The sequence below is a fragment of the Sorangiineae bacterium MSr11954 genome, assembly GCA_037157815.1.
Lineage (GTDB): Bacteria > Myxococcota_A > Polyangia > Polyangiales > Polyangiaceae > Pendulispora > Pendulispora albinea.
In genome coordinates this window covers 1603623-1626819 of the sequence record CP089984.1, presented here as the reverse complement: position 1 = coordinate 1626819, position 23197 = coordinate 1603623, and the positions used below count along the sequence as shown (strand labels likewise).

Sequence of the window (23197 nt, the reverse complement as noted above, 5' to 3'; positions counted from 1 at the left end):
GGTTACAATTTCGTGATGCTCACGGGCACGAACTTGTGGAAAGGCGTGCGCGCCACCGGATCGCAGTGGTTGGCCGACGTCAGCCGGTTGACGGCCGGTCCCACCGCTGGGCCCCCTTGATAGCGCAGCCCATAACCGTGCGGCAGGGTCACCACCCCGCGCCGGATGGCGTCGTAGTGGGCAATCGTCACCTCGACCTCTCCGCGCGACGAGCGGCAGCGCGCCCGCGCTCCGTTCGCCAGACCGAGGCCTTTGGCGTCCTCCGGGTGAATGCGAAGAGCGCCATCCGGATCCTGACGCCGCCAGCTCGGGGCGCGGTAAATCGTGTTCGCGTTGTACGCGCGCCGCTCGCCCGCGATGAGCACGAACGGGAACTCGCTCCCGAGCGCGTCGCTCTCCGCCCGAAGCGTCCCGAGCGCCTCGAGCATTTCGGGGATGGCCAGGTGAACGCGGCGGTCCCGGTGGCGGATCAGCGCGAACGCATCCTCGCTGCGGTGGCGGCTGATCGCGACGCCCGACCGCTGGTTCAAGATGGCTTGAAAGAGCGACTCGCCCAAGGCCAGCCCCTTGCCGCGATGCCCCGCGCGCTCGACCGCCTTGCGATGCTGGAGCGCATAGAGGTGCGCGAGCGGCAAGAGCAGCGCCGCCGCGGCCGCCCCCTCGGGGAGCAGCGGCCCCAAGGTCCGATACAGGATCGAGGGCGCGTACGACGAGGCGGCGAGCCACTTCGTCCGCGGCCATAGCTTGCGGTGCCCGGCGGTCACCAGCCCGAGCGCAGCAAAGTAGAGCCCGAGCCCGGGCCGCTTGCGATCGAGGCGCGCCACCCTCTCGAGCCACGGATAGCGCTTCGGGAGCTCGCCCATGTGCTCCAAAAGGCGCGTGTAGATCTCGGGCTCCGGGAGGGTCTCGCCGTGCGCGGGGAAGAGCGGGTGCCGCAGGTGGAAGACTTGCTCCGGGAACTCCAGATTGAAGCCGGTCATCTCCCACTTTTCGAGCTGCGAGGACGCCGGCAGCACGTAGTGCGCGAGGCGCGCCGTCTCCGTCATCGCCACGTCCACCACGACCAAGAGCTCCAGCTTGGAGAAGGCGCGCTCGAAGGCCTGCGAGTCGGCGCCGGTCATCACCGGGTTGGAGCTATCGACGATGAGGGCGCGGATCCGATCGTCGTTCGCCTGGTCGATCTCCGCCGGGAGGATGTTGGGCGGGTAAATCTTGCCGATGCCGAACATCCCATGGTGGCTCGTGCGCCAATTGCTCGGGGAGCGCTCGCTGGAGTGCCCGATGAGCGGGATCAGCGCCGTGTGCAGGTTGTTCCCGCCCTCCTTTCCAAAGTTGCCCGTGAGCAGGAACAGGAGCTTCTCGAGGTACGAATTGAGTGTACTATGCAAGCTCTGCTGGATGCCGAGGTCGACCCGGACGCAGGCCTTGCGGGCGCTGGCGAGGCCGCGCACCACCTTCATCACGTCCTCCATCGGCACATCGGCGCGGCGGACGAACTCCTCGATGGGGACCTGGCGGAGCGCGCGCTCGAGCTCATCGTAGCCGCTGGTGCGCTCGGCCAAAAAGCGGCGGTCGACCAGATCGTCGCGCACGAGGATGGCGAGCATGGCCGCCATGAGAAACGCGTCGGTGCCGGGGCGCAGCGCCAGGTGAATGTCCGCCCGCTCCGCCGTTTCGGTGCGGCGGGGATCGATGACCACCATGGTGCGCCGCGGATCGTCGCTCAGGGTCTTGATGGCGTCGCGCGCGTTGCGGATGCCGTGCGCTTGCCAGGGGTTGGTGCCGATGAACAAGACGAAATCGGCGTGGTCGATGTCCTCGGTGATATGGCACCGCTGATCGCCGAAGAGGCGCCCGTTGACCCAGAAGTCCCCCGTCTTCTCCTGCCCGAGCGCGTTGTAATAAAAGCGGCTGCGCATGGCCCTGAGCAGCTGCAACCCATAGCTGCCGCCGAGGTGATTGCCCTGCCCTCCCCCGCCATAAAAAGCAAACGCTCGCCCGCCGTGCGCTTCGCGAATGGCGAGCAGGCGGCGCGCGATATCGCTCAGCGCCTCGTCCCACGTCACGCGCTCGAACGTTCCATCGCTCTTGCGACGGAGCGGATGGCTCAAACGATCTTCGTGATTTTGATAATGATCGAGCCGGGCGGCCTTTTGGCAAATATAGCCTTCCGAGAGGGGATGCTCGCGATCGCCGCGGATGCGGGTCAGGCGCCCTTCATCGATTTCGACTTCGAGACCGCAATTGCGTGAACAAAGAATACAGGCCGTTTTGTCCGTTCTCATTTACGACATACCTCGAGGTGGACTACGTACGCTCGGCACGCCGCGCGTAGTGGTTGGCGAAACGTCGGCAAATCCGGAGGATGGAGTCCGACAACGACCGGTCTTCGACCGCACGCGCGAGCAAGACGCCTCCAACGGACAAGGCCGTGAGCGCTAGCGCCAACTCGTCTGCGGCGAACACATCCCCCTTTGATGCGGTTTCGTCATCACCGTCGCCCCGCGCCTTCGGCGGTGCGGTCCGGCCCGATGCAAACTTCTTTGCAAAAAACGACGTAATTTCACGCAGGTAAAGCTCAATCGCGCTTCGCGGCGCCGAACCGTGACGGCCGACCTCGGCAGCCAATGCCGGCAGAATGCACCCCTGCTCCGGGTGATCGCGGTGAAAGCGGCTCAAGTACCTTTTTGCGACTTCGCGAATGAAATCGGAGCCTTCGGCTTGTTCCATTCCAAGGAGCAGAAGGCTACGCATCCGATCCATTCCATCGGCGATCACCTCGGAGAGCAGCGCTTCCTTCGACTCGAAATGCGAATAAAATCCACCCACCGTGAGCCCCAGGCGGTGCATGACATCCGACACGGAGGTGTTGGCATAGCCGCGCTCCCGGAAGAGATGAGCGGCCGCCTCGAGGATGCGCTGGCGTGTCACTTCTTTGCGCTCCGGTTGCCACCGCGACATCTTTGTATGATACGTATAATTCTATGACGTACAAACGCTTTGTGTTCGAAGGCGACGTCCACGACACGCTGGCGTGCGTGCCGCTCTCTGTGCGTCGCAAATTGGATCTGGTGGGATTGAAGATTTCACTAGCAGGCTGGCAAGCGCTGCCTCGCGAGGAGCGCCTGGCGCTTTGCCACCTTCCCGTCGAAGAAGGGTGGGAGCTCTCGGTGTACCGCGAAGTGTTCCAACGCTTCGCGGAGCGCGCCAACGTTCCTCTCTCGCCGCTCGCACACGACCAAACGGAGCGCGCGCGCTGGAATACGCCGCGTCCGCCGCCGCCGGTGCAAGAGAGGCTCGATGCGCTCGGGTGTGTGCTGCCTCCGGAGACGTGGGCAGGGCTCGAGGAGGAAGGGCGCTATGCGCTGGTCAAAATGGCGGAGCCAAAGCGCGATCCACGCAAGTTTGGGTGGGTGCTCCAGGAGCTCGGGCTTCTGCCGCCGGCCGCCAACGAGCCCGCACCCGGCGCGCGGGGATGACGGCGGGGGCCCGCCGCCGGCCCGTTCTCGGGATCTTCGTCGGCGGGCGCGCCCGGCGCATGGGCGGATTTCCAAAGGGGCTTTTGCCGGTGTCGGCCTCGGGGGAGACCATCGTGGAGCGCATGGTCCGATTGGCGCACGCGTGCGATCTCGAGGCCGCGCTGGTGGGCGACGCGGCATCGTATGCGGGGGTGGCTCCGCACGTCGTGGTGTTGGCCGATTCGCCCGCGGGCATCGGCCCATTGGGCGGCCTGGCGGCGCTCTTGGCGCACGCGCGCCGTGAGCCGGCCCTCGCGGTCGCGTGCGATATGCCCTTCGTCACGGAGGCGCTCGTCACGCGCCTTCGGGATGCTCCCATGAGCGCGCCCATCGTGGCCGCGCGGCGCACGCCCGATGGGCCCTTCGAACCGTTTCTCGCCCGCTACGACACGGCGCGCGTCGAGCCGGTGCTGGCCGAACGAATCGGCGCGGGGGTGCGCTCGTTTCAGCAGCTCTTCGCCGCGTGCGGGGCGGCCGAGTGGCCGCTCGCGCCCGAGGAGCAGGCCGCGTGGAACGATTGGGATACCCCCGAGGATCTACCGGATTGGGCTCGCCGTTGATGCTGCACGCGGCGCGCCGGAGCAGGGTGCGCCGGGGGCGCGATGCGCCGGAGCGCGGCGGGCGCGGCTAGAGATAACCTCCGATTCCAATCCAGCCTTGGGCGGTCCACAAAGAACCTTTGATATCCTCCGACCGCTTCGTGGTGGTCGATCCGCCCGAGGACGTCGTCTTCCACTCGCGCGAGCTGTTGGCGTGCACGGTGTGATCGAACCCGGCGCCCACCAGCAAATTGAACGAGGGGGTCAAACGGATGGCGCCCGCCACCTCGCCCGAGAGCGCCACGGCAAAGACGCCGAGGCTCTCGTTGCTATGATCGCCCGCGTCGGCCGAGCCACCCGCCAAGGTGACCCCGGCGCGCGGCGTGAGATCGAAGCGGGGGCCGAGGGGAATGCGGTAGCCCACCCGCGGGGTCAACGTATAGATGAAGAGCGAGCCATCGTCGGTGGAGCGGTTACCCGATTTGGACGAGAGCGCAAAGCGGCCAAATCCGAGCCCGCCGCCGACCGTCACCCCCACGGGCGTGATGTAGTCGACGCCCAAGCGCGGCGCCGTATAAGGATTGACATTGACGCTGCCAATTCCAAAAGCGCTCAGCGACGCCGACTGATCATCATGGTCGCTCGAGGCCAGCTTCGAGTAGCTGCCGCCGCCCACCCGTTCGAGCGCGATGCTCACGGACGGCGAACGCCGCCAGCTGCTGCCGCCGTAGTCTTCGGCCGACGCGAACGAGGAGGACGTAAGAATCAACGAGCCAGGCAAAATCGAAAGAGCAAGGAAACGACGTGCACGCGAACGGGTATTCATTTAGGTCGACAATCTCCAAGACAAACCAAGCCGCTTCTATCCGCCCCCTTTCATGAAGCTTCGCAAGTAGCGCGCCAGGCGCGTCGTGCGCGATCGCATCTGCGCCCGATGCGATTTCGCGATGCATCGCGCACGGGTGAAGTCCACCATTCACACGCGTGCGCCGAGAACGACATGTTCCGGCCCCGCACCGTGGTCGATTGGCGACAGCGCATTCGCCCGTCGCGCCGCGGGCGATGGAACCGCTGCGTGGAGCTACGGAACCGGCGCTACGAATCGCCGGCGCCCATGGCGGCGTTCGTCCGCGGTCGGTGCTCGAATCGCGCAGCCGACACGATCGACTTCGCTACACCGGCTCGTCGACCCGCTCGAGAATGGCGCGCGTTGCCGCGTCGGCGAGGCCCGTCTCGGGGAGCTCGTGGTTTCGTTGGAACGCGCGGATGGCGTTGCACGTCATGGGCCCCGCGACGCCATCGTCGGCCACCCCCAGGAGCCGTTGACGGGGGCGCCATGCCATGCGATCGGCGCCGCTGCCGAAATCGAACGGCTCGTAGCCCACGTCGCCCAAACGGCGAAAGACTTCGTTGCCCGGATCGCCCTCGCCGCGCATCGCGCTCTGATCGCGGTGCCCGTAGACCCCCACCACATCGCGGCCGCCCTCGCGCAAACGAGCCAGCGAACCGCGGTACAGATCGGGGATCTGACGTTGGATATCGAAGCGCGCGGTGAGCCAGTCGACCAGGTGCACCACCGCATCGAGCTGGCCTTCCCAGAGCTCCGCGTTCGGCCCCTGCGCGATCTCGATGCCGATGGTGTGCGCGTTCACGCTGGTGGCGTGGTAGGTCATCTCGGTCACCAGATCGGCGAAGCAGGCCACCGTACCGTCGAAGTCGACGAGCAGATGCGCGCCTGCGCACGTTCCGTTCGAGGACCACCATTGGTTGGTCGCGCGCGCGGTTCGTCGCGCGGGCCCCAGCCCGGGGAGGATCTTTTGCGGACGGAGATCGCGTCCCCCGGGGATGCCGCGCGTGGTGTGGAGGACGAGCGCCCGAATCCAGGTCCCAGGCGGCCGGCGCGCACCGTCTTCACCCATTCGGAGACGCAGTGCACGATCGTCGTACCAGGATGTGCACGTAAGACCTGGTACGGGCTCCGCCGAGCCATCGAGAATCAATCCGGACATGGCTTCGACAAATGATCGTGGCCACGGGACCGGACGGTGTCCTGTCGCCAATCCAGACGACGGTGGTCGATTCATGCGAGTATCCAATCGACCAACATGAACCACCCCGAGCTCTCTCGAACCGTCCGCGTGTTCACGCCCTCCGATCCCGCGCTCGATGCCGGCACCGGTGGGAATCCAGCCACGGTGACCCTCGACGCGGACGGATTATCGGACGCGGAGCTGCAAGCGGTGGCGGAGCGCTTGGGCCACGAGAGCGCCTTCGTCCTCGCGCCCCCCGATGGAACGTTCGATTTCGCATTTCGATTTTTCGCGCCGAACTTCGAAATGGAGATGTGCGGTCATGCCACCGTCGGCACGCTTTGGGTTTTGCGCCGGCTCGGCCGGTGGCCCAAAGGCAAAACCGATGTCACCGTTTGGACCAAGAGCGGCCCCGTTCACGGCCGCCTCCTCCATGCCGGTACCCCAGCCGAGCGCGTCGCCGTCTCGCAGCCCAAGGGGCGCATTTGGGCGCTGCCGGATCCGATCGCGCACGCGGCACGCATCGCCGAGGTCCTCGGGGTGACGGACGCGGAGCGCGCGGCGGAGCCCATCGTCAATGCGTCGACGAGCCGGATCAAGACGCTCGTTCCCTTGACGTCGGCCGCCGCCGTCAACGCGCTGAGGCCCGATTTCACGCGCATGGAGGCGCTCTGCGAGGACATCGGCTCCACCGGCCTTTACCCGTATGCCATCGTGGATCGCGAAGCGCGCATCGTCGAGGCGCGCCAATTTCCAAAAGAGGTCGGCTACCCGGAGGACGCGGCCACGGGCGTCGCCGTTACCGCGCTGGCGTTTGCGCTCCTCGAAGGCGGCGTCGTCGCCGCGGACGAGCGTCCCATCCGCGTCATTCAGGGCCGGGCCATGGGGCAGCCCTCGGAGCTCGTCGTCTCGTTCGAAATCGGAAGGGACGGCCCGACGCAGTGTTGGCTCACCGGCCTGGTCGCCGACCTCGAGCCGCAGCCGCACGCCGTGCGCGGTTAGAACATGTTGCCCTTGAGCGGCTTGACCCATCGGGTGCGCGCGTGCGGGCGAAACCCCAAACGCAAATACAGGTTCGCGGCCCGCGCGTGCGATGCCTCGATCTCCAAGTCGACGGCGACGCACCCCCGCTGCTGCGAGGCTTCCAGTGCCGACGTAAGGAGCGCGCGCCCGATGCCCTGGCTGCGGTGGGCCGGCACGACATAGAGAACGTCGAGCCAAGCGGAGACGCCCCCGTGCTCGAGGGTCCACATAAAGGAGAGAAAGGCGATCCCGACCACGATGGTGCTCGAAGGCGAGCTGGGCGCCGGCGGAACGGGTGCGCCAGGATACGGCGCCGGCGGGCGCTCCGACGGCGGCTCCGTGTTTCCTCCTACCCGCGCCACGATGAACAGACCGCGCGTCGGATCGGAGAGCACGCCGTCCACCGAGACGGCGAGCTGCTCCGGCGTGAGCCGGATGTCATGCTCCAAGAATTGCGCGCCGAGCAATGTGATCAGCGCGCCGCGATCGTGTGACTCCGCGCGGGCAAGGCTCCACGCCCTCGCCGCGCCCGTCGAAACCGGAGGAACCGGACCGAGCTCCCATCGTGTCATTCGAACCCTCCTCCGCGCTGCAAACCGCCATGTTGCCCCGCGGACCTCGCAAAAGCTCCAGCGAAGATCGATGCTGCGTGCGATCCAAGCGTCGCTCGTCTTCCCAGAGATTCCAAGTCAATCGTCGCAGGTCCCAAGACGAAAGACGCCATGCATCAACATGAAACAATCGGCGCATGCTCCGCGTCGAAGACGTTGGCGGGCGCCGCGAGCCCCAAGCGGACGGCGCCTGCCCGAGCCGCCACCGCCCCGCTCCATGCCCTCGAACCAGTGGACGCCGAACGTACGCTTTGAGTACTAAGAGCCGACCCATGAGCACCCCCGAAGCAACCGTTCAATCCACGGACCACACGCTGGCCGAAGGCACCGTCGAGGGTGCTTTCGATCCCGTTCCGGCCATTGCCGAAGAGCTCGCGCTGGCGCCGGCCGCCGTGCGGGCGGTGGTCAAGTTGCTCGCCGAAGGGGCAACCGTTCCGTTCATCGCGCGCTACCGAAAAGAAGCCACGGGCGGGCTGGACGAAGTGCAGATCCGCACCATCGAGGAGCGGCGAACGTACCTCCTCGAGCTGCACGAGCGGCGGACGGCCATTTTGGGAGAGATCGCGTCGCAAGGGAAATTGACGCCGGAGCTCAAAGCCAAGATCGAGGCCGCGAAGACCAAAGCGGAGCTCGAGGATCTCTACCTTCCCTACAAGCCAAAGCGCCGCACCCGCGCCACCATCGCCAAGGAGCGCGGGCTCGAGCCTCTGGCCAACACCATCTGGTCGCAGCCGAAACAGGGCGATCCCAAGACCAGCGCCCTGTCCTTCGTGGACGCGAAGAAAGAGGTGCCCGACGTGGCCGCCGCTTTGGCCGGTGCGCGCGACATCTGCGCGGAGCGCATCGCGGAGCACGCAGAGGTGCGCAAGCTGGTGCGTGAAGCCTTCACCCAGCACGCGGCCATGGTGGTGGGAAAGACGAAGGAGTTCGCCGACAAGACCACCAAATTCGATGCGTATGCAAGCTTCGAAGAGCCGGTGTCGAGCATCCCATCGCATCGCTTTTTGGCCATTCGCCGCGGCGAGAACGAGGGTGTGCTGCGCGCCTCGATCGACCTCGCGCCCGAGGCGGTGCTGCCCAAGATCGAGCGCGCCGCGGGCATCGTCCCCGCCTCGCCCTTCGCCGGCGAGCTGACCCAAGCCGCGCAGGATGCCTACAAGCGGCTGATCGTGCCGAGCACCCAGGTGGACGTGCGGGTCGAGCTGAAGCTCCGCTCCGATCGGGCGGCCGTGGACGTGTTCGCGCAGAACCTCCGGGAGCTCTTGTTGGCCGCGCCCTTCGGCCCGCGCACGGTGCTGGCCATCGATCCGGGGCAGCGCACCGGCTGCAAATGCGCCGTGGTCGACACGACCGGGAAGCTGCTCGCGCACGAGACCATCTACTTGGTGCAGGGCGCCGAGGCGACCGAGCGGGCCAAGAAGGTGCTGCGCGAGCTGGTCCGAAAGCACCAGCCCAGCGCGGTCGCGGTCGGAAACGGCACCCACGGTCGCGAGACCGAGTTGTTCGCGCGCGAGCTCTTGGTGGCCGAGGGCCTCCAGGAGGTGCCGTGCGTCTCGGTGAGCGAGGCCGGCGCAAGCGTGTATTCTGCAAGCGATATCGCGCGCGAAGAGTTCCCCGATCTGGACTTGACGATCCGCGGCGCCATCAGCATCGCGCGGCGGCTGCAAGATCCGCTGGCGGAGCTGGTCAAGATCGACCCCAAGAGCATCGGCGTGGGGCAGTACCAGCACGACGTGCAGCAAACCTTGCTGGCGCGAAAGCTCGACGACGTGGTGGAGAGCTGCGTGAACCGGGTGGGGGTGGAGCTGAACACCGCCAGCGCGCCGCTGTTGGCGCGGGTGGCCGGCATCGGGGGCTCGCTGGCGAAGAAGATCGTCGACTATCGCCATACACGCGGCGCGTTCAAGCACCGGCGCGCGCTGCTGGACGTGCCGGGGGTGGGCCCGCGCACCTTCGAACAAGCGGCGGGGTTCTTGCGCATCCACGGCGGTGAAAATCCGCTCGACGCCAGCGCGGTGCACCCCGAACGCTACGCGCTGGTGGAGCGCATGGCCGCGGACATCGGGGTGCCGGTCGGCTCACTGGTGGGGCGCGCGGAGCTGGTCGATAAGATCAACCCCAAACGCTACCAAGAGGGCGACGTCGGCAGCTTTACGCTCCAAGACATCCTGAGCGAGCTCAAAAAACCGGGCCGCGATCCGCGCGCCACCTTCGAGCCGCCCAAATTCCGCGACGACGTGCGCACCATGGAGGATCTCCGCCCCGACATGGAGCTCGAGGGCGTCGTCACCAATGTCACCGCATTCGGGGCCTTCGTCGATATCGGGGTGCACCAGGATGGTTTGGTGCACGTCTCCAAGCTGACCGACCGCTTCGTCAAAGATCCGAACGAAGTCGTCAAAGTCGGCGACAAGCTCAAGGTCCGCGTTCTGGAGGTCGATCTCGTCCGCCAGCGTATCTCGCTGACTGCCCGCAAAGAGGGGGCGCACGCGGGTGGTGGCGGCGGCGGCGGCGCGCAGGGCAAAGGTGGCGGAAATCGCCCACCGCACAACGCGGGTCCGCGTCCGCAACAGGGGCGCGGTGGACCGCCGCCGGGTGCGAACCGCGGACCGCAGCGGGGTCCGGGCGGGCAACGTCCGCAGGAGAAGAGCTTCTCGAACAATCCATTCGAAAAGCTCCTCAAGAAGTCATAGGTCTCGGCGACGCACGCGCCTCCGACCGTCACGGCGACGCACGCCTCCGACCGTCACGGCGACGCACGCCTCCGACCGTCACGGCGACGCACGCCTCCGACCGTCACGGCGACGCGCGTCCCCGACAGGCGGCGGCGCGCGTCCAAAATAGACGCAACGGCGTCACGAAGTGACGCCAATCAACGTGCGCCGATGCGCAGCAGGACGACCTTGATCGTGTCGAGCATGATCGACAGATCGAACAGCAAGGAATAGCTCTTGATGTAATAAAGGTCGTACTGGAGCTTCTCGATCATGTCGTCGGCCGTTGCGCCGTATTTGCAGCGCACTTGAGCGTGGCCCGTGACGCCGGGTTTGACATAGAGACGCTGCTTGAAGAACGGCACTTGTTGATCGAGTTGTTCGATAAACACCGGGCGTTCGGGGCGCGGGCCGACCATGCTCATGTCGCCGCGCAGCACGTTCCAGAGCTGCGGGAGCTCGTCGAGGCGCGTCTTGCGAATGAAGCGGCCGACCATGGTGACCCGGTCGTCGTTTTCCTTCGCGAACTGGGCGCCGTTTTTCTCGGCGTCGGTGCGCATCGAGCGAAATTTCAAAATTGTGAACAGGCGACCAAATTCCCCCGCGCGCTCTTGCGTATAGAGAATTGGACCCGGTGAATCGAGCTTGATGGCAATGGCCGTCAGGATCATCAGCGGCGCAGAGAGCACGATGCCGATGGTGGCCACGATCACGTCGAAAATCCTCTTGAGGCGGCGCGTCGTGGGCCGGGAGGTAAAGCCCTCGGCGAAAATCAGCTGGCTCGGTTTGAGCTCGCGCACGAAGATTTTGCCCGCGATGCGCTCGTAGAAGCTGACCCCCTCTTCGACCTCCACCCCGCGGAACTTCACCTCGAGCAGCTGCTCGACGGGCAAGGTGCCGCGCCGATCCGGGTAGGCCACGATGACGAAGCGGATATCTTGCCGCTCCACGATCTCGCGCAGCTCCGAGTACGTGCCGATCACACCCGAATCGCGCTCGGGCGACGACGCGCGATCGCGCGAAAGCATGCCAACCAGCTCCAGCCCAAAGTCGGGGCCCTCGCGGATGAGCATGGCAATTTCACGTGCCAGGTCCCCATTTCCGAGGATGAGGGTGCGCCTCAGGAAGCCGGCGTTGGACGAGATGCGGTTGTAGAGCAGCCGCCAGCTCGGAATGATGACCGCCATGCAGGCGATGGCCGGCAAAAAGATGCCGCGGCCAATTTCCAGCGGGCGCACCGCGTAGAAGAGCCCCCACAAGATGACGCTCGCGAGCGCCAATGTCTTGAGCATGCCCCCGAACACGGCACGGGCGCTCTGAAGCCCGTGAAGCTCGTACATGCCGGCGTAGTAGGCAGCTCCCTGGACGATCAAACCGACCAGGAGGGCCTTCTTCGCAATATGGGGATACGTGAGGCCGTCGTGGATTCCAAGACGGACGCACGCCGCGACGATCAAGACGACCGCCACGAGAACTCCTTCGAACGCGAAGAGAAGGAGACGCCTTGGTGAACGTAAAAGCTCGACCATCGCTTCGATGATCCGCTGCTCTGGCGCAGCGAACTCCTTTGCAGCTAATTGCCAGAGGTTCTGTCTTCTAGGGAACAATCACGGTGTCGCCCGACTGTAGGGCTAGGTTCTGCTGAAGCTCCCCCTTCTCGACGACGGCGGAGAAATCGAAGGGGATGCGTCGCTCTCCACGCGCATCGCGTCGGACGATGACGATGCGTGCAGGGTTGGCGAAGCGGGTGAAGCCACCCGCGAGGGCGAGACCGTGCAAAACCGTGACCTCGCCACTTGGGGTGAATTCACCCCCACGTTGAACTTCGCCCACGACATAGATTCGATACGAGTGCACCTCGGCGACTTGCACGTTCGCCGGGGGTTGCTCTTGAAAAAATTGCTTCAATTTCGACTGGATGTCGTTCGTGATTTCCGTGACCGTGCGACCGCTCGCCGGGAGGTCACCAAGAAGGGGCAGCGAAAACGCCCCGTCGGGTCGCACGGTGACCTGTTGACTCAGCTCATCGTGCTTCCAGACGTTGATTTTGAGCACGTCGCCGGGCCCGACCTTGTAACCAAGCGCACTTTCGGCGGGCCAGTTGTACGTGGGGGATGGGGAGCATGCCGACACGAATGCCCCGGCTGTGACGGTACCGAGGAGAAGTGCTACGGCAAGCGGCCACGAGGGCAAAGTCATAGGGGATCGGCGCATGGAGGGCGGACCTGTACCACCCCTTCGATGCTCGAACATCCGCTATCGCTTCCGTGTTTCGCCCACGGGCGCGACAATTCTTTCAGCTCAACGCGTGTACGGTCCCGACTGCTCGATGCCTGCGGGAAGCTGCGGCGAGAATTCACGCAGCGAGGCGGTGAGGCGAGCCTCCTCATCAGCATGGATGACATAAAGGGACACGGCGTCGTCACGGCAAACCGTGTTTTGCGAGTTTCGCCAGAGCCCCACCTTGCGCCAGTGCGGCGGGGGGGTGTAGCCCTCATCGACGATGGCGATGGACGCGTCGCGCGTAAGGCGCTCGATCGCGGCGCCATCGAGGGCGCCTTTCAACTGCAAGGTCGCCACATCGAGGCTGCCGAGCCCGATGAGATCCACGATGCGAACATCCGCCCAATAGCTCACGGCGCCAATGTCCTGCACCACCACCCGCCCACCTCGGTAATACTGCGCCAAAAAACGCGCCATCTGCACTTGTTGCTCATAAATGTTGGCGCTGGCCTTGGGCACCGCACGCAGCCCGCCCATGCCTCGGACGAAAACGGGAAGCAGGGCCAGGGCAAGCGGCAGGAGCAGCCGGAGCGGGCGGGAACGATGTTCGATGAGCGACCCCGAAAGCGCCACCAACGCCAGGGCAACCACGTACGCCTCGTAGCGAAAGAGCCACCCCGTTTGCGCAAAGAGGGTGTGAAGCACGAGGGCGCCGGCCGCCACGAGAAGCATCGAACGGCGCCGGTGCCCGATTCCGCGCGCGCGCGTTTCGACGTAATCGAGCGAAAGTAAGGTGAGAAGCGCCAGGAGGTGCGGATTTTCGATCAGCCGCCGGCCCAAGGTCGGAAGCCACATCGCCACGCCAATGTCGTTTCGTTTAAGGAGGACGGAGATCGGAAAGACGGGGCCTCCCTTCGCCACCGAGAACGCGGCATAGCCCACCAGGGGAACCGCGGCGCCCAACCCAAGGGCGATGGCAACTCCAAGGCGACCTCGCACCAGCGCCAGAACACCGAGCGGGGCCACGACAAAGAGGGTCTCGTAGCGCGCCCCCATGGCCAGCGATGCGAAGATCGCTACGCGCGCAACGTGGGTAGCAGTTGCACGGTTCGGCGACCGCTCCTCCTTATCTTTGTCACCTTTGTCATCTTTGTCCGTTTCATCCTCTTCGTTGCCGTCGTCGGCGAGCGCGGCAACGCAAGCTTGCACGAGAAGGATCACCGCCACGACGTGGAGCGTGTGCTCCATGCCGATGAACACCAACGGCACGATGGGGATGGCGAACAGAATGCCGGCGCATCCCAAAAGCCTTCCCTTTCCGCGGTATCCCTCGCGCTCCAGTGTTCGATCCACAACGAGCACCAGCGCCGACGCCAGGGAGGCATTGAGGAGGAGTGGAACGAGATCGCTCGTGCTCAGGAGCCGCGCGCCGACCAAGAGCAGCGGCCACACGATCGACGACGAGGTCGGCGTAAATTCGTACGGGGTGACGCCGTAGATCCCGTGCTCGGAGATGGTCCTGGCCAGCGCCAGGTGGATGTAGCTGTCGTCGAGCGGGTAGATGAAGGTGCCGCCGGTTCGCGCGCGGCAGATGGCAAAGGTGACCGCGAACAGCGCCCACAGCGCACCGAGCGCCGCGAGGCGGATCCGCGCGCCGTGGTCTACCGCTGATTTTGCCTGCGACATCGATCGTCGCTCGTAACCCAGGCGGTTTTACTCCGCAAGCTTGGCCGCCTCGCGCATGGCGGCGGCGAACTCGCCCGCGAGCGCGCGCCGGGCGTAGCGCTCGATGCCGAGCGGCGCAAACGAGGGAGCGCCATTTTCGTCGGTGTGCGCGTGCCCGTTGCCGCCGCGGAAGGCGCGGATGCGCGTCTCCAAGTAGGTGCAGATGCGCGCTTCGTCGCGAGGGGGAAGCACGTCGCCCAGGCCATGGCGGGAGACGAGGCGGGTCAGCGCGCCGGGCGGGGAGAGCGTGAGGCAAGGGCGGCCCAGGTACATCAGCTCGAAGATCTTCGCGGGGTAGATGCGCTCGACCCCGGGTACCTCGTCGAGGGTGCACAAAACGAGGTGGCAGCGCGCGAGCTCCGAGAGCGACTGGGCGTGCTCCAAGTACCCGACCCGCTCGACCCCCAGCGCCTCCGTTCCCTCGAAGGCATCGAGCTCGGTGTCCACGATGCGGCCGATGAAGCGCACGCTCAGGTAGCGCGCCAGCTCCGGCGAGCGCTCGTGAAAGAGGCGCACGGCGCCGAGGAACCCGCGCACGCTGGTGAGCTTGAAGATGGTGCCGGCGTAGCCGATGACGAACTTATCGCGCGGGGGCGAAGGGAGCTCGGAGGGAAAATCCTCGGCGTCGTAGCCGTTCGGGATGGCGTAGACGCGCGACGGCTGCAAAAAGCGAAAGTGGCCGAGCAGGTTGTCGCGGAACTCTTCGGTCGCCGTGATGACCACGTGCGCGGCCCGGAGGAGCGCCGACTCCAGCGGATCGCCGATCTTGGACGCCAGGCGGCCGCCCATCATTTCGTAGGTGGTGCGGTAGGTGCTCCACTCGTCGCGGTAGTCGAGGACGACCCCGGTCTTGCCGCGGAGTCGCGCCAGCGGCGCCAGAAGAAACTGCGAGAACGGCGGGCCGCTGATGAGCACGACGTCGGGCGGGCGGGGCGAAAAATAGAGCTGCCGCAGCATGGCCGCCTGCGCCGCCGGCTGCCAGAGGATCTGCGGATCGGGGACGAGCAGCTCCTTGGCGATGGCCCCCAGCCGGCTCTTTCGATGGCTCGCCGTGCGGCTCCACGCCGCGCGCTTGACCGCGTACCCCGGCTCGAACGTGCGCGCGCGCAGCACGTCGATGCCCGGTGGAAGCTCGCGCAAGAGCGATTCGTCCGTGAGCGGCACCGAGGGGTTCGCCACCGTCAAGACGGTGGGCAGAACGCCGTGCTCGGGCAGGTACTTCGCGAGCTTGAGCATCCGCTGCACGCCGGCACCTCCCACCGGCGGAAAGCTGTAGGATACAAGCAATGTGCGAAGGCGATCCCGATCCGCCTCCGGCGAGTTGGCAGGAACGTTCGTGGTCGTTTGCTCGTTGGTGAACGGCACAGCTATTTTCCTATCATGCGATGCAACCTACGTCGCGCTCGTAGCACGCAACACGCGTGCTACAGTTTCGTCGCGTGCTTCGCGCGTGGCCCGTCTCTGGCGTTCTTCTCCTCGTTTCATTCGTGCCCGTCTTAGCGGCTTGCCCGGCGAGCGATTGGGGAGCGCCCCCGCCTGCTTCCACACCGGCTGCGCCGTCCACACCGGGCTGGGTGGCCGAACGCGCACCGCGCGCGGACGCCGGCGTGGCGGCTTCGGCAAGCGCGGGGGCCTCGGGCATCGACGGCGGACATCCGCGGATTTTCTTATCGCCCGACGTGCTCGAGGGCTTGCGCACGCGCGCGCGCGGCAACGCATCGACCTGGACCGCGCTACGGTCGCGCTGTGACGAATATGCCGGGGGGCGGGTCGAGTACCCGGATGGCGCCGACTACCCCGGCCGGGGCAGCATCGGCGAGGGCTACCAAGGCCAAGGGTATTTTGGTCCGCTGGTCGAGCTGTCGCTTTGTTATCAGATTGGACGCACCCTCGACGCGGGCGCGGCTTCGGGGTACGCGCGCAAGGGGATCGAGGTCCTCCAGAAGATGACGGAGAAGGAGGGCTCCCATGCGCCGCGCCCGGAGCATGACTCGGTGTATGGCATTCGCTTTTATGGCGTGGGGATGGCCATCGCCTACGACTGGCTGCATTCGGTCATGAGCCCGAGCGAGCGCCAAAAGGTCTACGAGGCCATCGACCGCTGGATCGATGCCTACGAGAAAGAGGGGTTCGGGCGCGATCACCCGCAGGGCAATTACTTCGCGGGCTACTACGCGGCCAAGGCGCTCGGTGCGCTGGCGACCGAGGGAGACAATTCGCGCGGGGCCGGCCACTGGCGCGAGTTTCTGACCAAGGTGCACAAGGGCATGGTCGCGCCCTTCTATGCGTCGCACCTGGCGGGCGGCGGCTGGCCCGAGGGCTGGGGTTACGGCACCTTGGCCGCGTTGAACATGGCCTGGCCCGCGTGGGCCGCGCGAACGGCCAAGGGCATCGATCTGATCCGCGAGGGCAAGCCGGACTACACGTACCCGATCGACCAAGCGAAGTACCTCCTGCACTTCGCGTGGCCCAGTCGCAAGACGCTCGACGACCGCGGAACCATCCACGCCAACGGCGGCGGCTCGGCGTTCGACCCCATGCTCGCCTACGCCACGTGGGGTTTTGCCAACCTGTGGAGCGATCCCATCGCCCCTGCGTTTCACGCGTACGCGCGCGAGGTGAAGGAGGCGTCGGGCGCTTCGCAGGTCGAGCCTTGGGTGGCCATGCTGCTCTGGGACGAGAGCGCCCCCGACGCGCCGTTCGATACGTCGCCGCGCTCGTACGTGGCGAAGGGCTCGCAGGCGGTGGCCATGCGCTCCTCGTGGGGCAAAGACGCCGTGTGGGCCTCGTTCACCGCGGGGCCTTACGTGAACAACCCCGACTCGGGCGAGATGCTCTTCGATCAAGGCGCGCTCTCCATCGTGCGCGGCGATCGGCCGCTCATGGTCTATGCCCCCACGCACCTGGTGCGGGGCCTGGGCGGAAAGAACCGCGAGACGTCCGAGGGGACCCGCATCGAAAACCAGGTGTACGCGACGCTCTTCGGCGAGAAGGCCGAGCGCGGGCTCTTCAACGTGTATTACGCCAAGCCGGGCCATGTGACCAAGTACGGTCAGATCGCCAACACCTCGGCCAAAACCGCGGTGGGCCGCTTCGAGGACCGCGACGCCTTCGTGGTCGTGCGCGGCGATAAGCTGGAGGAAGCGTACCGCCCGGGCACCGTGGCCTCGTGGACGCGGCAGATCACCTTCTTCCGCCCCGCGCTCTTCGTCATCGACGACCGCACCGAGCCCGCCGATCCCCACGCCGCGTCGTGGCTCGCGTTCCACCTGGCGCGGCCGCCCGTATTTCGCGCGCGGCAAGGGAGCGAGGAGGCGGATTCTGCAGGCGCCCTCTTTCCGCTCCTCCCGCAGGGCGTCAAGCCCACGGTGGTGGACGTGTTCGGCGCCGGCAAGGTGTGGCGGGCCGAAATCCGGGCGCCGCAGTCGCACCCGTCACGTCCGTCGCGCGAGCGCGAGCGCCGCCAGCGATGGCTCACCGCCTTCGACGCTTCGGCGTCGCCCCCGCAAGCGACCGCCGTTTCCCTGCTCGGTATCACCGAGGGCAAGGCGCGCGGCGTTCTTGCGCGCGGGCGGAGCGCCTCGTACGTGCTGCTCGCGGGACCGGACGAGTCGAACCGCCTCGAGGGCGCGGTCGCCTATTCGGCCCCTGCCCCGGCGCTTCACGTGCTTTCGGATGGGCCGCCCGGCGCCAGCTACGCCGTGACCGTGCACGGCACGACGGTGCGCATCGTACCCGACGGCGGCGGCGGCGGGACCACGGTTCGGGCGAGCGCGCAAGGCATCGCCGCTTTCCGCACGTCGGGCGATGGAAAGATCGAGCCGGTGCCGTAGGCTGCGGCATCTAAGCGGAAGCACAAGCCCATGGACCCGTTCGTCAGCATCGTCATCCCCTGCCTCAACGAAGAAGCCTACCTCGAGGAGTGCCTGCGCTCGCTCTTGGAGCAGGACTACCCCAAAGACCGCATGGAGATCCTGGTCGCCGATGGCATGAGCATCGACAAGACCCGGGAAATCCTGGAGCACGTGGCCTCCGAGGACGCGCGCGTGCGGCTGATCGACAATCCGGATCGCATCCAGGCCGCGGGCCTCAACGCCGCCATCCGGGCCTCCAAGGGCGACATCATCGTCCGCATGGACGTGCACGCCGAGTACAGCGCGGACTTCGTCCGTCAGTGCGTGGCGGTGCTCCAGGAGACGGGCGCCGACAACGCCGGCGGCGCTGCCCGTCCGCGCGCACGCAGCTTCTTCCAGCGGGCGCTGGCGGCGGCGCTCGAGAGCCCCCTCGGCATCGGGAACTCCAAATTCCGCCAGGCCGACGCGGAGGGCTTCGTCGACACGGTGTTTCCGGGGGCCTTTCCGCGTCGCGTCTTCGAGACGGTGGGGCTCTTCGACTCCAAGGCCATCACCAACGAGGACGCGGAGATCAACCAGCGGATCCACGCCATGGGCGGCAAGGTGTACCTCAGCCGGCGCATCCTGGTGCACTACTACCCGCGCGAATCGATGAAGGCGCTGGCCCGCCAGTATTTTCGCTATGGCCAGGGGCGCGCGCGCACCTTGTGGAAGCACAAAAAGTTCCTCACGGTGCGCCCGGCGCTGCCTTTTCTTTCGCTCGTGGGCGGCACGGCGTTGCTCCTGACGTCGCACCTGCACCCGTGGACACCGGTGGCCTTCGGAAGCTACGCCCTCGCCACCTTGGCGGAGGCCGTGCGCGTGGGTCGAAAGGCGGGCGCGCTGGCGGTGCCCGTCGTCTGGGCGATCTTCCCCGTTCTTCACGTGTCGCACGGCGTGGGGTTTGCGGTGGGGCTCGTTCGATATGGGTTGAAACCGGATTGGGGCCCGGTCGAACATCTCAATTCCAATGGCCCCGTGAACGATGCCGATACCACGTGGGCCCCCAACGCGAACGGAGCGGGGATGGCGGCGGCGCGCTAACCCCGAAATGGCTTGGGTCTCGTCGGAGCCGTCTTACTCGTCGTAACCATCTTTCTCCGGCCGCAGGAGGTCTTTCCCTTCCTGCAGGGGCTCGGCTTTCTCAACATCGTCACCGGCCTGGCGGTGCTCGGCATCATCATCGAGTTCGCCTCCGGTCGAACGCGCTCGGCGTGGACTCCCCAGCTCCCGTATCTGCTCGCCTTCGCCATCTGGTGCTTTCTCTGCACCTTGGTGAAGACGGGCCGCGGGGAGCTGATGCACACCGTCAACACGGTGGCGTTCTCCACCATTTTCATGCTGGTGATCGCGTACGCCACCCGCGGCTACCATCGATTTGCCGTCATGGCCGTGACCCTGGTGGGCATCGCCGTGGCGCTGTCGTCCTTTGGCATCGTGCAGTCGCAGGGCGAGTTCGAGTGCATCATCATCTCGGGCGAAGATCTGGCCGCCGGCGACAAGAGCACGGGCACGCCCACCGGGCGAAGCTGCGTGCTCAGCCCGCGCGAGTGCGACGAGGACGCGCGCCGCGATGGCATGGACATGGGCGAGGGCTCCGAGTTTCTCTGTGAAAAGCCCGGCCCCTTCCACACCTTCACCATCGGCCACGGGCGCGTGCGCTGGCGCGGGGTGCTCGCGGATCCCAACGAGCTGGCGCTGGCCATCGGCGCGGCCTTCGCCTTTTGCTTTGCGCTCTACAGCTCCCTCGAAACGAAGATGCGCCATGCGTTCTTCCTCGGGGTGCTGGGCCTGGCGGCGTTTTGCGTGATTCAAACGCAGTCGCGCGGCGGGGTGCTGGTGCTCGCGGCGGTGCTCGGTGCCTATTTCATCCGGCGCTACGGGTACAAAGGCGCCTTCGCCGGGGTGTCGATGGCCCTTCCGCTCATCATGTTCGGCGGGCGCGGGGGCGAGGAGGCCGAGTCGTCTTCGCTGGAGCGCCTCGGCGCGCTCTACGAGGGCGTCGACATGTTCCGCGCGTCGCCCATCTTTGGCGTGGGGCAAGGGCAGTTCGTGGAGAACTACTTCATCACCGCGCACAACTCCTACCTGCTCGCGGCCGCGGAGCTGGGCCTCCCCGGGTTGTTCCTCTTCAGCATGCTCCTGTACGTATCGATGAAGATCCCGTACGTGGTCGCCTTTCACTGGGTCGACGATCTGGACGAGCGCCTGCGGCCCTTTGCGCTCTCGCTGTTCGTGGCGTTCGTGGGCATCCTCATCGGCATCACGTTCTTGTCGTTCTGCTACCACGCGATGCTCTTCATCTATCTCGGGCTGGCGGGCGCGCTCTATGGCGCGGTCAAACAGACCAGCCACGAGTTCCGCATCAAGGTGTCGTGGAAGGAGTACCTGGCCGTACTCACGGCAGACGTGGCGATCATGTCGTTCCTCTTCGTCTACACGCGCATCAAAGGAGCACCATGAACGCTGCACGGCTCTTCGTCGGCGCGATTTGCTTGGGCCTCTCGCTCGGCCCCATCGGCGCTTGCAAACGCGTGGTGAAAGGGTGCATCCGCGGCGATGGCATCAAGCCCGCGCCGGCCCCGGGTGCCAGCAGCACGTCGAGCACCACCGCTTCGGACTCGGCGGCGGCCGCCGGCGCGGCGTCCGGCAAAGACCTGCCGGAGTTGGTGCCGCTCCCGGCGCTGGCCCGGCTCGGGGGCCATCCGCGCATCCTCCTCACCCCGGCCCGCCGCGCGCGCATGAAGCGGCTCGCCGCCCAACACGCCCCCGCGTGGACGCGTCAGGTGCATCTTTGCGAGGAGGCCAGCGCCAAACGCATCCCGAGCGGCTACGAGGGGTGGGACTGGACCAACGCCGCGCTGGCGTGCGCGCTGGTCGCCTATGTCGAGGGCGACGAGTCGGCCGCGCGCACCGGGGTCATTTATCTGCGCGCGCTGGCCGACGACAAGGCCAAGGTGGGCGACGGTCAAGGCGGCGACACGGTCGTCCGGCACGACCAAGGCTACTCGATCCGCACGCGCGGCTTCCTCGGCGCCCTCGCCTACGACTGGCTGCACGACGCGCCCGGCGTCGACGCCGAGCTTCGAAATCACATGGTCGACCGCTTCGCGTCCTGGATCGACTGGTACGGGCGCGAGGGCTATATGCGCGACAAGCCCGTCGCCAACTACTACGCGGGGTACTTCGGCGCCGTGTCCATGGCCGGCATCGCCGCCGACGGCGACGATCCGCGCGCCACCAAGCTTCGCGCCCAGGCGCAGCGCATGTTTCTGCGCGAGGTGGTCCCCGCGTTCGCGCGCATCGAGGGCGGGCAGTGGCCGGAGAGCTGGCAATACGGCGCCGGCCCCGCCATCACCATGGCGATCTACACGGCCACGGAGCACGTGAAGCTGCCGTGGCTCACGCAAATCGTCCCGTATCGAACGCACGCGCTGCAGCCCGATGGCCTGCACATCTACGACAACGGCGATTGGAGCGAGAAGCCCGCGGTGGCCGGCGCGGCGGAGCTCGACGCCGTGGCGCTGGCCTTCGACCGCGCGCCGGGCGAGGAGGCCGCGGCCGCCGTCGCCGCCGATGGATCGACCCCGGGCCTCGTCAAACAAGCGCACGCCTTGACGACCAAGACGACCCGCCGCCGCGACGATCCGTTCGGCTGGGTGACCGCCCTCACCGACGACGCCACCCCCCAAGCCAAGTCGTCCGAAGAAGATCCGCGCCGGGGCCCGACGAGCTACCTCGCGGCCGGAACGGGCACCCTCTTCGCCCGCACGGCATGGTCCCCCGACGCCGTATGGGCCTCGTTCCAGAGCGGCCCGCACCTCTCGGACCATCAGCACCTCGACCAGGGGCACTTCGAGCTGACGCGCGGCGCCGACGCGCTCCTCATCGATCCCAGCGCTTACGGATCGGGCTCGTCCGCCAGCCACAACACGCTCCTGATCGACGACAGCAAAGAGACGCTCGTCTATGCGCCGAACCAGGTGCCCGTCTCGCGCGCCTCGATCACCCGCTTCTCCGACGCGGGCACCTTCGTGCACGCCCTCGGCGACTTCACGTCTGCCTACGAGCCGCCGCACTTCCAGGACGACGGCAAGCGCTCCGTCACCCACGCCGAGCGCGAGATCGTCTTTTCACGGTCGCCCGTGGGCGGGGCAAACGCGTCCGCCCGGCTCGTCGTGTACGACAGGGTCTCGGTCACCAAGCCGACCTTCGCGGTGACATGGGCCGCACACACGGCCGGCAACGCCGACATCGCGGGCGCGACCACCCGCTTCGCCGTGGGCGAATCCGCCGCGCACATCACGACCATCGCCCCCGCCGAACCCAAGGCGCGCCTGGTCCACGAGCCCGATCCCGAAAAGAACGACAGCTTCTGGACGAACAACGCACCGGCGAAGAACCTTCGCTCCACCCGGCTCGAAATCCCCTCCCCCACCGGCGGAACCGACCGCCGTTTCCTCCACGTCATCGCCGTCACCAGCGCCACGAGCCCGCGCCCACAAGCCGTTCCCCTCCGCGGCGACGCCATCGACGGCGCCGCCCTCGACGGCGAAGCGTACGTCTTTCTCCGCAGCGCCATTCAAACGGTGCCCACGGCCTTCGACTACACCGCCCCGGAAGACGCCACGCGGCACATCATCTCCGGGCTCGTGCCGGGTGCCGCCTATGTGACCACGGCGTCCCGCGCGGCCGGCGGCTGCAAGATCGCGCTCAACCCGGGTGGCGCAGGCGCGAAGGCGTCCGACGCGGGTGTTCTCGTGGTGTCCGTCGCGTCGTGTGGGATCAAATAAGCGGGATTTCACCGCCAGGGCGCTAGGACCGCCAAAAAGATTGCGCCAAGAGCGCTAGGCGCATTCGTTCGTTTTGCTTCGTGAGAGGAAGAGCCATCTCTCACCCAAAAAACCCTGCTAGCGCCCTT

General features: G+C 66.6%; 17 protein-coding genes. 8 read left to right on the top strand and 9 right to left on the bottom strand.

Translation table 11 applies throughout. The features are described 5' to 3' along the window. Nucleotides 1-2: 2 nt before the first annotated feature. Together LZC94_06700 and LZC94_06695 are read right to left on the bottom strand one after the other, a co-directional pair. Nucleotides 3-2285, bottom strand: coding sequence for a molybdopterin-dependent oxidoreductase (locus LZC94_06700; GenBank protein ID WXB16957.1), 2283 nt, complete (start codon nucleotides 2283-2285; stop codon nucleotides 3-5). 22 nt (nucleotides 2286-2307) lie between these two features. Beyond that, nucleotides 2308-2961: a TetR/AcrR family transcriptional regulator gene (locus LZC94_06695; GenBank protein WXB16956.1), complete on the bottom strand. Its 654-nt coding sequence runs from the start codon at nucleotides 2959-2961 to the stop codon at nucleotides 2308-2310. Nucleotides 2962-2984: 23 nt separating this feature from the next. Here LZC94_06695 and LZC94_06690 point away from each other — a divergent pair, with 23 nt between their 5' ends. After that, entirely contained in the window at nucleotides 2985-3479 is a 495-nt protein-coding gene (locus LZC94_06690; GenBank protein WXB16955.1) for a nitrate reductase associated protein, read from the top strand. Next, the gene (locus LZC94_06685) at nucleotides 3476-4078 is read left to right on the top strand and encodes a molybdenum cofactor guanylyltransferase (GenBank protein ID WXB16954.1); all 603 of its coding nucleotides are present in this window, start codon (nucleotides 3476-3478) and stop codon (nucleotides 4076-4078) included. Before LZC94_06690 ends, LZC94_06685 begins: the two co-directional genes overlap by 4 nt. A gap of 67 nt (nucleotides 4079-4145) precedes the next feature. Here LZC94_06685 and LZC94_06680 read toward each other — a convergent pair whose 3' ends face one another. Both LZC94_06680 and LZC94_06675 read right to left on the bottom strand, forming a co-directional pair. Beyond that, a complete protein-coding gene (locus tag LZC94_06680; GenBank protein WXB16953.1) occupies nucleotides 4146-4826 on the bottom strand; it encodes a hypothetical protein in 681 nt (226 codons plus the stop codon). A gap of 403 nt (nucleotides 4827-5229) precedes the next feature. Further along, nucleotides 5230-5976, bottom strand: a complete 747-nt coding sequence (locus LZC94_06675) for an N-acetylmuramoyl-L-alanine amidase (GenBank protein WXB16952.1) — start codon at nucleotides 5974-5976, stop codon at nucleotides 5230-5232. A 186-nt stretch (nucleotides 5977-6162) separates the two neighbouring features. Between LZC94_06675 and LZC94_06670 the strand changes: the two genes are divergently transcribed. Continuing rightward, nucleotides 6163-7089 carry a PhzF family phenazine biosynthesis protein gene (locus LZC94_06670; protein WXB16951.1) on the top strand — a complete coding sequence of 309 codons (927 nt, stop codon included), beginning with the start codon at nucleotides 6163-6165 and terminating at the stop codon, nucleotides 7087-7089. Here LZC94_06670 and LZC94_06665 read toward each other — a convergent pair. Beyond that, nucleotides 7086-7682: a GNAT family N-acetyltransferase gene (locus LZC94_06665; protein WXB16950.1), complete on the bottom strand. Its 597-nt coding sequence runs from the start codon at nucleotides 7680-7682 to the stop codon at nucleotides 7086-7088. The genes LZC94_06670 and LZC94_06665 overlap by 4 nt on opposite strands. Nucleotides 7683-7993: 311 nt before the next feature. On the opposite strand from LZC94_06665, the gene LZC94_06660 reads away from it, so the two are divergent. Beyond that, nucleotides 7994-10414, top strand: a complete 2421-nt coding sequence (locus tag LZC94_06660; GenBank protein WXB16949.1) for an RNA-binding transcriptional accessory protein — start codon at nucleotides 7994-7996, stop codon at nucleotides 10412-10414. 179 nt (nucleotides 10415-10593) lie between these two features. Here the strand turns inward: LZC94_06660 and LZC94_06655 are convergent, their stop codons facing one another. The 4 genes from LZC94_06655 to LZC94_06640 all read right to left on the bottom strand — a co-directional run bounded on the left by LZC94_06655 (nucleotide 10594) and on the right by LZC94_06640 (nucleotide 15748). Next, complete coding sequence (locus tag LZC94_06655; protein ID WXB16948.1) at nucleotides 10594-11904, bottom strand: TIGR03013 family PEP-CTERM/XrtA system glycosyltransferase; 1311 nt, start codon at nucleotides 11902-11904, stop codon at nucleotides 10594-10596. Nucleotides 11905-12031: 127 nt separating this feature from the next. Further along, a complete protein-coding gene (locus LZC94_06650; protein WXB16947.1) occupies nucleotides 12032-12568 on the bottom strand; it encodes a polysaccharide biosynthesis/export family protein in 537 nt (178 codons plus the stop codon). A 168-nt stretch (nucleotides 12569-12736) separates the two neighbouring features. Further along, complete coding sequence (locus LZC94_06645; protein WXB16946.1) at nucleotides 12737-14344, bottom strand: hypothetical protein; 1608 nt, start codon at nucleotides 14342-14344, stop codon at nucleotides 12737-12739. Between the two features lie 27 nt (nucleotides 14345-14371). After that, nucleotides 14372-15748: a glycosyltransferase gene (locus LZC94_06640; protein WXB16945.1), complete on the bottom strand. Its 1377-nt coding sequence runs from the start codon at nucleotides 15746-15748 to the stop codon at nucleotides 14372-14374. Nucleotides 15749-15990: 242 nt separating this feature from the next. Between LZC94_06640 and LZC94_06635 the strand changes: the two genes are divergently transcribed. From LZC94_06635 to LZC94_06620, 4 genes are read left to right on the top strand one after another with little or no spacing between them, the layout of a single operon-like run. Next, complete coding sequence (locus tag LZC94_06635) at nucleotides 15991-18216, top strand: hypothetical protein (protein WXB16944.1); 2226 nt, start codon at nucleotides 15991-15993, stop codon at nucleotides 18214-18216. Nucleotides 18217-18246: 30 nt separating this feature from the next. Next, a complete protein-coding gene (locus LZC94_06630) occupies nucleotides 18247-19320 on the top strand; it encodes a glycosyltransferase family 2 protein (protein ID WXB16943.1) in 1074 nt (357 codons plus the stop codon). Nucleotides 19321-19332: 12 nt separating this feature from the next. Beyond that, nucleotides 19333-20739 (top strand): O-antigen ligase family protein, encoded by a 1407-nt coding sequence (locus LZC94_06625; protein WXB16942.1) that lies wholly within the window; start codon nucleotides 19333-19335, stop codon nucleotides 20737-20739. Continuing rightward, the gene (locus LZC94_06620; GenBank protein ID WXB16941.1) at nucleotides 20736-23069 is read left to right on the top strand and encodes a heparinase II/III family protein; all 2334 of its coding nucleotides are present in this window, start codon (nucleotides 20736-20738) and stop codon (nucleotides 23067-23069) included. Before LZC94_06625 ends, LZC94_06620 begins: the two co-directional genes overlap by 4 nt. The last annotated feature ends 128 nt before the right edge of the window (nucleotides 23070-23197 follow it).

Bases quoted from the DNA above. Each gene is read 5' to 3' on its own strand.
- LZC94_06700 (WXB16957.1), bottom strand. From the start codon at position 2,285: ATGAGAACGGACAAAACGGCCTGTATTCTTTGTTCACGCAATTGCGGT.
- LZC94_06695 (WXB16956.1), bottom strand. From the start codon at position 2,961: ATGTCGCGGTGGCAACCGGAGCGCAAAGAAGTGACACGCCAGCGCATC.
- LZC94_06690 (WXB16955.1), top strand. From the start codon at position 2,985: ATGACGTACAAACGCTTTGTGTTCGAAGGCGACGTCCACGACACGCTG.
- LZC94_06685 (WXB16954.1), top strand. From the start codon at position 3,476: ATGACGGCGGGGGCCCGCCGCCGGCCCGTTCTCGGGATCTTCGTCGGC.
- LZC94_06675 (WXB16952.1), bottom strand. From the start codon at position 5,976: ATGGGTGAAGACGGTGCGCGCCGGCCGCCTGGGACCTGGATTCGGGCG.
- LZC94_06670 (WXB16951.1), top strand. From the start codon at position 6,163: ATGAACCACCCCGAGCTCTCTCGAACCGTCCGCGTGTTCACGCCCTCC.
- LZC94_06665 (WXB16950.1), bottom strand. From the start codon at position 7,682: ATGACACGATGGGAGCTCGGTCCGGTTCCTCCGGTTTCGACGGGCGCG.
- LZC94_06660 (WXB16949.1), top strand. From the start codon at position 7,994: ATGAGCACCCCCGAAGCAACCGTTCAATCCACGGACCACACGCTGGCC.
- LZC94_06645 (WXB16946.1), bottom strand. From the start codon at position 14,344: ATGTCGCAGGCAAAATCAGCGGTAGACCACGGCGCGCGGATCCGCCTC.
- LZC94_06630 (WXB16943.1), top strand. From the start codon at position 18,247: ATGGACCCGTTCGTCAGCATCGTCATCCCCTGCCTCAACGAAGAAGCC.
- LZC94_06620 (WXB16941.1), top strand. From the start codon at position 20,736: ATGAACGCTGCACGGCTCTTCGTCGGCGCGATTTGCTTGGGCCTCTCG.